Below are 12,168 nucleotides of genomic sequence, written 5' to 3'. Positions count from 1 at the left end.
TGCCGACGATCAGGGGAAGGGGCGGGTGCCGCGATCGATGTAGCGGGGGATGAACCGGAAGAGGAGGAACGCGCCGATGAGCCCGACACCGCCGATGGTGCCGGCGGCGAGGGAGATCGACGCAGCCGCGGTGATCCCGGACATCGCCAGTGGAGCCGCGGCGGTGCCCGCGTCGCCCAGGAAGCGATAGGCGCCGAGGAACGGCGCGGGACGGTCCGGTGGCGCGAGGTCGGAGCCGAGGGTCATGAGGATACCGCTGCCGAGCCCGTTGGACAGTGCCAGCACGAGGGCGACGGCGATGAACCAGACCCGCGCCTCGTCGAGGTCGTGCGTGAAGGCCAGGACGATGAAGCCGGAGCCCAGCCCGATCATCGACGGGACGGCGGTCCAGATCCGCCCCCAGCGGTCCATGACCTGACCGCTGGCGTAGAACAGGGCGAACTCCACCGCACCGACGACGCCGATGATGAGCGCCGTGTCCGTCTCCGAAACGCCGATGCTGACGGCCCACAGCGGGAGCAGCACCGCCCGGCACGAGCGCAGAGCGCCGACGAGTGCAGCGGTCGTCCCCATCCTGGTGAGCACCGCGCCATGGGCTCGGATCGACGCGATGAGGCCGCTCGACTCCTCGGACGCGAGCTCCTCACCCTCGGTCCGCTCCTCGCCGTCAGCGGTGCGCGTCGACGGCGGTCGCCCGAACATCTCCGCCGGGTCGGGGAGGACGAGCAGGGTGATCGCGGAGCCGGCGCAGCAGACGACCATCACCCAGAACGCCGCCTGCGACGTCCCGGTGAGGTGGATGACGCCCGCCGCGAGGAACGGGCCGATGAACGTGCCGGCGCGGAAGACACCGCCCAGCGAGGAGAGCGCCCTCGCCCGGTACCGCATCGGCACGTACGTCGTCATGAACGCGTGCCGTGCCAGACCGAACACGGCGGTCGCGAGCCCGATGCAGAAGATGCCCACGGCGAGGACGAACGGATTGGGGGAGATGGCCGCCGTCGCGACCCCGACGACCGCGAGCAGCGCCGCCCACATCATCGCGAAGCGTTCGCCGATCCGGCTGACGATCCACCCGGACGGGACGTCGCCGACGAGTTCGCCGAGCATGATGAGCGACGAGATGACGCCGGCGACGGCGAGCGTCGCCCCCAGGTTCCCGGCGACGGCCGGGATGATCGGGATGATGGCGCCTTCACCGATCGAGAACAACAGTGTGGGGAGGAAGACCGAGACGGCCACGGAGCGCAGCTGGAACGGGCGTTCGTCGGAAGTCATCCCCTCGATCGTACGCCCGCGGCCCTGCGCGGTAGGCTGAAGCCAAATGTTTGACTTGGACCTCTCCACACAGATCAGTACCCTCCGCTCGACCTTCGACGACATCCGCACCGTCGTCGACGTCGACCGTCTCGAAGCCGAGATCGCGACGCTGAGCGAGCAGGCGGGTGCCCAGGATCTCTGGGACGACACGACGAACGCGCAGAAGGTGACGAGTGCCCTCAGCCACCGTCAGTCCGAGCTCGCCCGCATCACCAGCATCGCGAACCGACTCGACGACCTCGAGGTGCTCATCGAACTCGCGACCGACGCCCAGGACGAGGAGTCGGCCGAAGAGGCCCGCCAGGAGCTCGTCAGCCTGCAGAAGGTGCTCGGCGAACTCGAGGTCCAGACCCTGCTGAGCGGCGAGTACGACCCGCGCCCCGCCGTCGTCACCATCCGCGCCGGCGCCGGTGGCGTGGACGCCGCCGACTTCGCCGACATGTTGTTCCGGATGTACCTGCGGTGGGCCGAGCAGCACAAGTACCCGGTCACCGTCATGGACACCAGCTACGCGGAGGAGGCCGGTATCAAGTCGGCCACCTTCGAGGTCGACGCACCGTACGCGTTCGGCACCTTGAGCGTCGAGGCGGGCACGCACCGCCTGGTGCGCATGAGCCCCTTCGGTGCCGCCGGCAAGCGACAGACGAGCTTCGCCGCCGTCGAGGTCATCCCGCTCATGGAGGAGACGGAGATCGTCGAGATCCCCGAGTCGGACATCCGTGTCGACGTCTTCCGGTCCAGCGGCCCCGGTGGACAGTCGGTCAACACCACCGACTCCGCCGTGCGCATCACCCACCTGCCGACCGGCACGGTCGTCTCGATGCAGAACGAGAAGAGCCAGATCCAGAACCGCGCTGCAGCCATGCGCGTGCTCCAGTCGCGACTCCTCCTCATCCAGAAGGAGCAGGAGGCCGCGACGAAGAAGGAGCTGGCCGGCACCATCACGGCGAGCTGGGGCGACCAGATGCGCTCCTACGTGCTCGCGCCGTACCAGATGGTCAAGGACCTGCGGACGGAGCACGAGCAGGGGAACCCCGCAGCGGTGTTCGACGGCGATCTCGACGGGTTCATCGCCGCGGGCATCCGCTGGCGGTCGATGTCGAAGGCGGAGTAGCGCGGCGCGGCATAGTGTTCGCCCAGCCCTCGTACAGGGTACGGATCGCGGGCGTGTCCTGCCCGTAATCGGCAGGTCGCTCCTTAAGCTCAAGGAGCCATGATTCGGTTTGATCACATCTCCAAGAAGTATCCGGGAACCTCGCGTCCCGCGCTCAACGACGTCGATTTCGAGATCCTCCGGGGAGAGTTCATCTTCCTCGTCGGCGCCTCGGGGTCGGGGAAGTCGAGCTGCCTCCGCCTGATGCTCAAGGAGGACAAGCCGAGCAAGGGCAAGATCCATGTGCTCGGCCACGACCTCGGTTCCATCTCGAACCGCAAGGTGCCGTACTTCCGGCGCAGCCTCGGGGTCGTGTTCCAGGACTTCCGGCTGCTGCCGAGCAAGACGGTCTACCAGAACGTCGCCTTCACCCTCCAGGTGATCGGCAAGTCGCGCGGCTTCGTCCAGGAGGCCGTCCCCGACGTCCTCAAGATGGTCGGACTCGACGGCAAGGCGCAGCGCCTGCCGCACGAGCTGTCCGGTGGTGAGCAGCAGCGCGTCGCCATCGCCCGCGCCATCGTCAACAAGCCGCAGATCCTGCTGGCCGACGAACCGACCGGTAACCTCGACCCCGCCACCAGCGCAGGCATCATGCAGTTGCTGGAGCGCATCAACGCGGGTGGGACGACGGTCGTCATGGCCACGCACGAGGCCGGCTTCGTCGACCAGATGCAGCGCCGGGTGATCGAGCTGCAGGACGGTCAGATCGTCCGTGACGAACGCCACGGTGGGTACGGCACGACCGCGGCCATCCCGGGTCTCGTCAGAGGATCCTCCAAGCCTGCCACTCCGGCGGCACAGTCAGCTCCCGCAACGGCCTCGACTCCGGTCGCACCCGTCGTCGAGACCTCCTCGGTTCCGGTGACGACCACGACCTCGTCCGTCGCTGCCAGCTCCGAGCCCACGACGAGTGCCGTGGCCGCAGCCGCAGTCGCAGCCACCGCGGCCACGCCGACCGCCCCAGCCGCACCGACCGCGCCCGCCGCGGTCTCGCGCGAGACCACACCGCAGACCGACACCGACGAGGTCGTCACCCGGGTGTCCGGCTCGACGCCGATCCAGGAACCGGCCGTAGCACCCGTCGCCGAGCCTGAGACGCCGGCGACCCGAGCCGCGGAATCGACACCGGAAGCGCCCGAGGCCGAGCCGACGACGCCGGAAGCGGAGCCCGCCGTGCCACCGGCGGCTGCGGTCCCGGAGGTCGCGCCTCCGCAACGCCTGAGCAACGCCACGGGCCCCATCGGGCTCCCGGCACGCAACGAGATCGACCCGATCGAGGTCGAACACCTGTCGCTCGCCGAGCGACTCGGCCTGCGTGCCGCGGCGCGCGGCACTGAAGACGGAGAGCAGAACGTGGGGCCGACCAAGTGAGACTCGCACTGATCTGGTCCGAGGTCTGGAACGGCCTGCGTCGCAACGTCTCGATGGTCGTCTCCGTCGTGCTCGTGACGTTCATCTCGCTCACCTTCGTCGGTACGGCCGTCCTGCTGCAGATGCAGATCGGCCAGATGAAGAACTACTGGTACGACCGCGCGCAGGTCGCGATCTACCTCTGCACGGCCGACAGCGCGGGCGACACCTGCGCCGCCGGTGCCGCGACCGAAGAGCAGCGCGCCGCCGTCCAGAGCGCCCTCGAGTCGTCGACCCTCGCCCCCTTCGTGGACAAGTTCTACTTCGAGGACCAGGCGCAGGCGTTCACGAACTTCCAAGAGCAGTTCAAGGGCAACGACATCGCACAGTTCGTCACGGCGGACCAGCTGCCCGAGACCTTCTGGGTGAACATGAAGGACGCCTCGCAGTCCGACGTGCTCGTCGAAGCGTTCTCCGGGGTCGCGGGCGTGGAGCAGGTGACGGATCAACGCCAGTACCTCGACCAGATCTTCTCGGTCCTGAACATCGCCAGTTACACGGCGATCGGGATCGCGGCACTCATGCTGGTCGCTGCAGCCCTGCTGATCGCGACGACCATCCGACTGTCGGCGTACTCGAGACGCCGGGAACTCGGCATCATGCGACTGGTCGGTGCATCGAACCGGTTCATCCAGACACCGTTCATCCTCGAGGGTGTGTTCGCCGCGCTCATCGGCTCCATCCTCGCGGCCGGGGCGGTGATCACCATCGTCCAGGTGTTCGTCCAGGGATACCTGGCGGACCGCATGCGGTACGTCAACTTCGTCGATCTCGGTGACGCCTTCGTGGTCCTCCCGATCCTGCTGCTCGTCGGCGTGCTGTTGGCGGCGATCTCGGCCAACTTCGCGATCTCGCGGTACCTCAAGGTCTAGCGGGGAGGCGGTGCGGCCACCGCACCGCTCGCTCTGCGTTAGACTGACAGGCTGCCGCGATCGCGGCCGGTCCGTTCCGATGGATCCGAACCAGAACGTCAGGAGTACACCGTGCCGAGGGAACGGGGCGAGAACGTCGTGGCCACGAACCGCAAGGCCCGCCACGACTACACGATCGAGGACACCTACGAGGCCGGCATGGTCTTGACGGGTACCGAGGTGAAGTCGCTGCGAGCCGGGCGGGCGTCGCTCGTCGACGGGTACGCCTTCATCGACCGCCGTGAGGCGTGGCTCGACGCGGTGCACATCCCCGAGTACGGTCAGGGCACGTGGACGAACCACCCGCCACGGCGCAAGCGCAAGCTGCTGCTGCACCGCGAGCAGATCGACAAGATCGCCCACAAGATCGCCCCGGGTGGCTTCACCCTCGTGCCGTTGAAGATCTACTTCAAGGACGGCAAGGCCAAGGTGGAGATCGCCGTGGCGAAGGGTAAGAAGGAATACGACAAGCGGCATGCCCTGCGAGAGAAGCAGGACACCCGTGAGGCCGCGCGTGCGATGGCCACCAGGAACCGGCTCGGCGAATAGGTGACAGGCGCCACTCGGGCGCGGTACAATTGAAAGCTGCACCGCAAGGTGCTCGTCCACCGTTCGCGGTGGATTGACAACTCGACAGCGTGTGACAACGACCCTCTTCGCCTCGTTCTCCGAGGCGCTGAGTCCATGGGGATGATCGGTTTCGACATTGCCTGCGAAACTGCGAGAAGCGGGTCGAGGATGCAGGGTTATCTCGTTAACGATCTCTGCAAAACAACAAGTGCCAACTCTAAGCGCACTGACTTCGCCCTCGCTGCTTAAGCGAGCCCGATAGTCCGTCAGACCGAGCGTGTCCCCGTCTCGGATCCTGGCGTCATCTAGGGGACTTGCTGGATGACGGAGCCGCGACGTCATCCGGGACTTTTCTTCGGCTGGGCCCGTCGACCAAGATGCCCTTGTCAATGGTCGGGGCCGAGTAGAACGTGTCAAGGGATACGCCCGTAGAAGGCGCAGAATCACAGCAGTGGACGGGGGTTCAATTCCCCCCATCTCCACTCCGGACGTTGTCACACGCTGCCGAGTCGACGACAGGCCCCCGCTTCGGCGGGGGCCTGTCGTCGTTCCTGGGGTCGGACGGGTACCGACGGGCTGCTAACCTGGGAGTCCAGAGGCCGCCACCACCCGGGAGACCTGCATGGCGACAATCCTGCTTGTTTTTGCTGCGATCGCCGTCGTCACGCCCACACTCACTCGAGTGCTGTCGACGAAGGTCTTCTACGTCATCGCGTGTATGCCCGCGGCGGCATTCGTCTGGACGCTCTTCCAAGCCGGCACGATCACGGCCGGCGGCACGGTCGTCGAGACGATCGAGTGGATCCCGCAATTGAGCATCGCGCTCTCGTTCCGGATGGACACGCTCGCCTGGCTGCTGTCCCTCGTCGTCACCGGCGTCGGTGCCCTCGTATTGCTCTACTGCGGCCGCTACTTCTCGTCGACCGAGCCCGGCCTCGGTCGCTTCGCCGCGCTCCTGTTCGCCTTCGCCGGCACGATGTTCGGCCTCGTGACCGCCGACGACATCATCGTCATGTTCATGTTCTGGGAGATCACGAGTGTGCTCTCCTACCTGCTCATCGGGCACTACACCGATCGCAAGGAGAGTCGCGGTGCCGCGCTCCAGGCGCTCCTGGTGACCACATTCGGCGGGCTCGTCATGCTCGTGGGCGTCATCATGATCTCCGTGCAGGCGCAGAGCACCTCGCTCGCCTCGATCGTCGAGCAGGGTCTGACCGGCCCCGCGACCACCGTCGCCATCCTCCTCATCCTCGTCGGGGCGATCTCGAAGTCCGCGCTCGTGCCGTTCCACTTCTGGCTGCCGGCCGCGATGGCCGCACCGACGCCCGTGAGCGCATACCTGCATGCTGCGGCGATGGTGAAGGCCGGGATCTACCTCGTCGCGAGGCTCGCTCCCGGTTACGCCGACACCCCGGGTTGGGACGCGATGCTCGTCGGTCTGGGCGTCCTCACCATGGTCGCCGGAGCCTGGCGGTCGCTGCGTCAGTACGACCTCAAACTGGTCCTGGCCTACGGGACGGTGAGCCAGCTCGGATTCCTCATGGTCATCTCGGGGTACGGCACCCGCGATTCGGCCCTGGCCGCCGTCGCGCTCCTGCTCGCCCACGCCATCTACAAGGCTGCGCTCTTCCTCGTCGTCGGCATCATCGACCACCGTGCTGGGACGCGTGATTGGCGGCACCTCTCCGGTCTGGGACGTCAGACGCCGGTGCTCGCCGTCATCGCGGCGATCGCGGTCGCGTCGATGGCCGGCATCCCACCGCTCTTCGGGTTCGTCGCGAAGGAGGCGGTCTTCACCTCGCTGCTGGAGGGCGCGCTCGAGGGCGACGTGTGGGGGTGGGTCGCGATCATCGGTACCGCCGTCGGGTCCGTGCTGACCGTCGCGTACAGCGCCCGATTCCTCTGGGGCGCCTTCGGCGACCGACGCGGCGCCGCGCCGACCGAACTGCATGCCGAATCCGGAACGATCATGATCGCGCCGGGCATCCTCGCCGTCGCGACCATCGCTCTCGGCTTCGCGACGAAGCCCATCGACACGGTGCTCGCGCCCTACGCGGACTCCGTGGGGGAGGGCGACTACCACCTCGCGCTCTGGCACGGCCTCGAGCCGGCGCTCGGCATCTCGGCCGTCGTGGTGCTGCTCGGTCTGCTGCTCTTCCGCTGGAGGCTCCCGGTCGCGCGTCTGCAGGACCGCCTGCCACCCCTCATCGACTCGTCGAAGGGCTATTGGGCGGCGACCCAGGGCATCGACCGGCTCTCCGCGAAGGTCACCCTGTTCGCCCAGCGCGGCGGGCTCGTCCAGTACCTGTCCACCATCCTCGTGGTCTTCGTCCTCACCCTCGGCACGATCGCCCTCCTCGGGCGCGCCTGGCCGAGCGAGATCCGACTGTGGGACTATCCCGCCCAGGTTGCCATCGCCTTCATCATGGCGACCGCGGCGATCGCGGCCGCCCGGGCGAAGCAGCGCATGGCCGCTGTGCTCCTCGTCGGCGTCACCGGGTTCGGGCTCGTCGCACTGTTCGCCCTGCACGGCGCTCCCGACCTCGCGCTGACCCAGGCCCTCGTCGAGACGATCACGATCGTGGTGTTCGTCCTCGTGCTCCGCCGACTGCCGGCCAAGATCGCCCAGCGCAACGCCCCGGTCCACCGCGTCCGTCGGATCGTCATCGGAACGCTGACCGGCCTGGTCATGGGGCTCATCGGGGTCATCGCCCTCGGCGCGCGGCAGGCCGAGAGCATCGCGACCGAGCTGCCACGGCTCGCCGTCGAGGAGGGCCACGGCAAGAACATCGTGAACGTCATGCTCGTCGACATCCGGGCCTGGGACACCATGGGGGAGATCTCCGTGCTCGTCGTGGTGGCCACCGGTATCGCGAGCCTGCTCTTCGTCTCACAGCGGGGCGCCGAGGTCCCGCGCCTCAGCGGTGCGCGGCGCCGACGTATCCCGGGCCTCCGATCCCAGGTCGTGTCGGACCCCCACCTCGCGGACAGCGAGATGGAGGCGCCTCGCGACGCGGTGGGGCGGCACTCATGGCTCATCGGTGGCCGGGCGATCGCCGAGGCGAACCGTTCGATCCTCCTCGAGGTCCTCGTGCGGCTCCTCTTCCACCCGGCGATCGTCGTCTCCGTCTTCCTCCTCTTCGTCGGCCACAACGAGCCGGGCGGCGGCTTCGCCGGTGGTCTGCTCGCCGGCCTCGCGCTCGTGATGCGGTATCTCGCCGGCGGACGTTACGAGCTCGGCGAAGCCGTGCCGATCGACGCGGGCAAGGTGCTCGGCGTCGGGCTGCTGCTCGCGGTGGGGACGGCCGTCGGTTCCCTGTTCTTCGGCGGCGAGGCGCTCCAGTCCGCGTACTTCTCGGCCGACGTCCCGATCCTCGGACACCTCTCGTTCGGCACATCCAGCATCTTCGACATCGGCGTCTACCTCGTCGTCGTCGGACTGGCACTCGACATCCTGCGCAGTCTCGGGGCCGAAGTCGACCGTCAACAGGAGGAAGCCGACATCGACGAGCAGAGTACGGACGAGTTCTCGGCGAGTGAGGTCGAGCAATGAGCGCCTCACTGACCCTCGTCGTCCTGATGGCCGTCATGTACGGCACCGGGGTGTACGTCATGCTCGAGCGGAGCCTCACCAGGTTCCTCATCGGGTTCGTGCTCGTCGGTAACGCGACGAACCTGCTGATCCTGATCATGAGCGGCCCGAGCGGCACCGCACCGCTCGTCACGGGCACCGCCTCCGACGAACGCATGGTCGACCCGGTGCCGCAGGTGCTCATGCTCACGGCCATCGTCATCAACTTCGGCGTGACCGCCTTCATCCTGGCGCTCATCTACCGGACCTGGTGGTTGGCGCAGCTCGGCGACGAGGGCGACACCCTCAGCGACGAGCACGCCGACGACACCGAGGCGGCGACGGAGGCGGTCTTCAACCAGGTCGACCTGGACGACGAGGCCATCCAACGGGTCCTCGACGAGAGCAACGAGCACGGCGACGATCGCAAGACGACCAGGAAGGGGGCAGGCGAATGAACGCACTCGTCCCGCTCGTGGTCATGATCCCGCTGATCGGTTCGGCGATCGCGCTCATGTTCCGCAACCGCCGCAAGACGCAGGTGGCGATCAGCGTCATCGCGCTCACCGCGGTGACCGTGATCAGCGCGATCCTGCTCGCGGCCGTCGACCAGAGCGGCACGATCGTCGTGGAGCTCGGCGGCTGGTCCCCGCCGTGGGGGATCGTGCTCGTCGTCGACCGGCTGTCGGCGATCATGCTGCTCGTCGCGGCCCTGATGCTGCTGGGCGTCCTCATCTTCGCCATCGGTCAGGGCATCGTCGACGGCGACCGCGAGACGCCGGTGTCGATCTTCCACCCGACCTACCTGGTCTTGGCGGCCGGGCTGTTCGACGCCTTCGTCGCGGGCGACCTCTTCAACATGTACGTCGGCTTCGAGATGCTCCTCGCATCCAGCTACGTCCTCCTCACCCTGGGCGGCACCGGCGCGCGGATCCGCGCCGGTGTCACGTACATCGTCATCAGCCTCATGTCGTCGCTGCTCTTCGTCGCCGCGATCGCCCTCATCTACGGCGCGACGGGCACGGTGACGATCGCCCTCGTGGCGGACCGCGTGCGCGACCTGCCGATGGAGGTGCAGGCGATCCTCTGCGCCGCGCTCCTGCTCGGGTTCGCGGTGAAGGCTGCGGTGTTCCCGCTCTCGTTCTGGCTGCCCGACTCCTACCCGACCGCGCCGGCGCCGGTCACGGCGGTGTTCGCGGGCCTGCTGACGAAGGTGGGTGTGTACGCGATCATCCGGACCGACACGCTCATCTTCAAGGACGTGCCGCTGGCGACACCCTTGATGGTCATCGCCTTCCTGACCCTGCTCATCGGCATCTTCGGCGCGGTCGCCCAGGCCGACATCAAACGATTGTTGTCGTTCACGCTCGTGAGTCACATCGGCTACATGATCTTCGGCATCGCCGTCGGCGGGGTCGCCGGGACCGCCGCGACGATCTACTACATCGTCCACCACATCGTCGTCCAGACCACGCTGTTCCTCACCACCGGTCTCGTCGAGCGGATCGGAGGGACGACCTCCATCTCCCGGCTCGGCGGCATCCTGAAGGCCTCCCCGATCGTCGGCGTGCTGTTCTTCATCGGAGCGATGAACCTCGGCGGCATCCCGCCGTTCTCGGGCTTCCTCGGCAAGATCGGGCTGTTCCAGGCGGGTGTCGCCCTGGGCGACCCGCTGTCGCACATCCTCATCGCCGCCGGAGCCGCGACCTCGCTCCTGACCCTGTACGCCCTGGCACGCGTGTGGAACATGGGCTTCTGGCGCGGGAAGGACGAGGTCGCCGGATACTCGTCGCCGTTGCTCGACCAGCTCGCGGAGAGCCCCGAGGACTCGGGGTCGGTCGACACCAAGACCATCTCGCGCCCGATGATCGGTGCCACGACCGGCATGGTCGCGTTGACCCTCGCCCTCACGGTCTTCGCGGGGCCGCTCTTCGGACTGGCCACGCGCGCGGCGGAGAACATCGAGGACCCGGACAACTACATCACCGCGGTCTTCCCCGACGGAACGGAGCACCTGGAGTAATGCAACCGTCACGTCGTCGCGCTCTGTTCAGCCAGGCCCTCCTCCTGGCCGGACTCATCCTGCTCTGGTGTCTCCTCTGGGGGATGTTCGACCTGCTCACGCTCGTGACCGGCCTCGGGGTCGCGTTGCTGGTGTCGTTCCTGTTCTACCTGCCGGCCGTCGAGCTGAGCGGCCGCATCAACCTCTGGCGGACCGCGATCTTCCTGGGCAAGCTCCTCATCGACATCGTGCGGGCGAGTGCGGAGATCGCGTGGCTCGTCCTCAAGCCGAGGTTCCGGTCCAGCAACGCGGTGATCGCGGTCCGCCTGCGGACGACCTCCGACCTCATCATGAGCTGGACTGCCGAGGCGGTCTCGATCGTCCCGGGCTCGATCGTGGTGGACCTCGACCGCACGGCCTCGACGCTCTACCTGCACGCGCTCAACGTGCATGACGACGCCGACATCGACGCGGTCGTCGCCGAGGTCCTCGGGACGGAGCGACGGCTCATCCTCGCGATCGGTTCCCGCGCCGAGGCGGACGCCTTCCGCCACGACCATGACCACGTCTCGATCGGAAGGGGGCAGTGATGCTCGTCGTGATCGTCATCGTCTCCGTGCTGTTCGGTGCCGCGGCCCTCGCGGCCGTCTACCGGATCATCCGCGGGCCGAGCCTGCTCGACCGCGTGATCGCCTCCGACGTGCTCGTCGCCACCGTCATGTGCGCGATCGGGGCCGAGATGGCGATCAACCGTCACACGGACGGCCTGCCGGTCCTCCTGGCGCTCGCGATGTTCGCGATCGTCGGCTCGGTCAGCGTCGCGCGGTTCATGTCGAAGCAGGACGACGCATGACCGGCGAGCTGATCCGAGACATCGTCACCGGGGCCCTCGTGCTCGTCGGGGCGATCATGTGCTTCGCCGCCGGTGTCGGCCTGCTGCGCTTCCCCGACGTGTTGTCCCGCCTGCACGCGGCGACCAAACCGCAGATCCTCGGGCTCATCGCGATCATGGCGGACGTCGCCGTCTCGAGCCCGACGGTCGGAACCATCACGATCGCGATCGCGATCATCGTGTTCCAGAGCCTCACCGCGCCGATCTCCGCGCACATGGTCGCCCGGGCGGCCTACCGCAGCGGCAACTTCGACGGGGCCGTCCTCGTCCGCGACGAGCTCGCGGGACGCGAAGAACTCGGCGAGGAACGACATCCCGGCCACACGCCCGAATAGCGGC

Annotated in this window: 11 protein-coding genes and 1 other RNA gene; 11 read left to right on the top strand and 1 reads right to left on the bottom strand. The window is 67.7% G+C overall.

Features of this window, described 5'->3' with window-relative positions; translation table 11 throughout:
- Positions 1-9: 9 nt before the first annotated feature.
- Entirely contained in the window at positions 10-1,278 is a 1,269-nt protein-coding gene (locus QRN44_RS12335) for an MFS transporter (RefSeq protein WP_285039254.1), read from the bottom strand.
- 46 nt (positions 1,279-1,324) lie between these two features.
- Between QRN44_RS12335 and prfB the strand changes: the two genes are divergently transcribed.
- From prfB to mnhG, 11 genes are all read left to right on the top strand, one after another.
- Complete coding sequence (gene prfB, locus QRN44_RS12330) at positions 1,325-2,434, top strand: peptide chain release factor 2 (protein ID WP_175116078.1); 1,110 nt, start codon at positions 1,325-1,327, stop codon at positions 2,432-2,434.
- 99 nt (positions 2,435-2,533) lie between these two features.
- The gene (gene ftsE, locus QRN44_RS12325; RefSeq protein ID WP_285039253.1) at positions 2,534-3,844 is read left to right on the top strand and encodes a cell division ATP-binding protein FtsE; all 1,311 of its coding nucleotides are present in this window, start codon (positions 2,534-2,536) and stop codon (positions 3,842-3,844) included.
- Positions 3,841-4,755, top strand: a complete 915-nt coding sequence (ftsX, locus tag QRN44_RS12320; protein WP_064296231.1) for a permease-like cell division protein FtsX — start codon at positions 3,841-3,843, stop codon at positions 4,753-4,755. Before ftsE ends, ftsX begins: the two co-directional genes overlap by 4 nt.
- Positions 4,756-4,866: 111 nt before the next feature.
- Positions 4,867-5,343 carry an SsrA-binding protein SmpB gene (gene smpB, locus QRN44_RS12315; protein WP_056007115.1) on the top strand — a complete coding sequence of 159 codons (477 nt, stop codon included), beginning with the start codon at positions 4,867-4,869 and terminating at the stop codon, positions 5,341-5,343.
- 137 nt (positions 5,344-5,480) lie between these two features.
- Positions 5,481-5,849: a transfer-messenger RNA gene (gene ssrA / locus QRN44_RS12310) on the top strand.
- Between the two features lie 137 nt (positions 5,850-5,986).
- Positions 5,987-8,917: a Na+/H+ antiporter subunit A gene (locus tag QRN44_RS12305; RefSeq protein ID WP_285039252.1), complete on the top strand. Its 2,931-nt coding sequence runs from the start codon at positions 5,987-5,989 to the stop codon at positions 8,915-8,917.
- Positions 8,914-9,393 carry a sodium:proton antiporter gene (locus QRN44_RS12300; RefSeq protein WP_064296234.1) on the top strand — a complete coding sequence of 160 codons (480 nt, stop codon included), beginning with the start codon at positions 8,914-8,916 and terminating at the stop codon, positions 9,391-9,393. The genes QRN44_RS12305 and QRN44_RS12300 overlap by 4 nt, the downstream gene beginning before the upstream one ends.
- Positions 9,390-10,958, top strand: a complete 1,569-nt coding sequence (locus QRN44_RS12295; RefSeq protein ID WP_285039251.1) for a Na+/H+ antiporter subunit D — start codon at positions 9,390-9,392, stop codon at positions 10,956-10,958. Before QRN44_RS12300 ends, QRN44_RS12295 begins: the two co-directional genes overlap by 4 nt.
- The gene (locus QRN44_RS12290; protein WP_285039250.1) at positions 10,958-11,527 is read left to right on the top strand and encodes a Na+/H+ antiporter subunit E; all 570 of its coding nucleotides are present in this window, start codon (positions 10,958-10,960) and stop codon (positions 11,525-11,527) included. The genes QRN44_RS12295 and QRN44_RS12290 overlap by 1 nt, the downstream gene beginning before the upstream one ends.
- Positions 11,527-11,790 (top strand): MrpF/PhaF family protein, encoded by a 264-nt coding sequence (locus tag QRN44_RS12285; protein ID WP_192018168.1) that lies wholly within the window; start codon positions 11,527-11,529, stop codon positions 11,788-11,790. The genes QRN44_RS12290 and QRN44_RS12285 overlap by 1 nt, the downstream gene beginning before the upstream one ends.
- A complete protein-coding gene (gene mnhG, locus QRN44_RS12280; RefSeq protein WP_285039249.1) occupies positions 11,787-12,164 on the top strand; it encodes a monovalent cation/H(+) antiporter subunit G in 378 nt (125 codons plus the stop codon). Before QRN44_RS12285 ends, mnhG begins: the two co-directional genes overlap by 4 nt.
- Positions 12,165-12,168: the final 4 nt, after the last annotated feature.

The sequence above is a fragment of the Plantibacter sp. lyk4-40-MEA-4 genome (assembly GCF_030209415.1).
In the GTDB taxonomy this organism is placed as follows: domain Bacteria; phylum Actinomycetota; class Actinomycetes; order Actinomycetales; family Microbacteriaceae; genus Plantibacter; species Plantibacter flavus_A.
Note: the sequence above shows the minus strand (reverse complement) of the source record. Positions and strands in the feature narration are given on the sequence as shown.

Coding starts and splice junctions, on each gene's coding strand:
- QRN44_RS12335 (WP_285039254.1), bottom strand. CDS start 1,278: ATGACTTCCGACGAACGCCCGTTCCAGCTGCGCTCCGTGGCCGTCTCG.
- prfB (WP_175116078.1), top strand. CDS start 1,325: ATGTTTGACTTGGACCTCTCCACACAGATCAGTACCCTCCGCTCGACC.
- ftsE (WP_285039253.1), top strand. CDS start 2,534: ATGATTCGGTTTGATCACATCTCCAAGAAGTATCCGGGAACCTCGCGT.
- QRN44_RS12305 (WP_285039252.1), top strand. CDS start 5,987: ATGGCGACAATCCTGCTTGTTTTTGCTGCGATCGCCGTCGTCACGCCC.
- QRN44_RS12300 (WP_064296234.1), top strand. CDS start 8,914: ATGAGCGCCTCACTGACCCTCGTCGTCCTGATGGCCGTCATGTACGGC.
- QRN44_RS12295 (WP_285039251.1), top strand. CDS start 9,390: ATGAACGCACTCGTCCCGCTCGTGGTCATGATCCCGCTGATCGGTTCG.
- QRN44_RS12290 (WP_285039250.1), top strand. CDS start 10,958: ATGCAACCGTCACGTCGTCGCGCTCTGTTCAGCCAGGCCCTCCTCCTG.
- QRN44_RS12285 (WP_192018168.1), top strand. CDS start 11,527: ATGCTCGTCGTGATCGTCATCGTCTCCGTGCTGTTCGGTGCCGCGGCC.
- mnhG (WP_285039249.1), top strand. CDS start 11,787: ATGACCGGCGAGCTGATCCGAGACATCGTCACCGGGGCCCTCGTGCTC.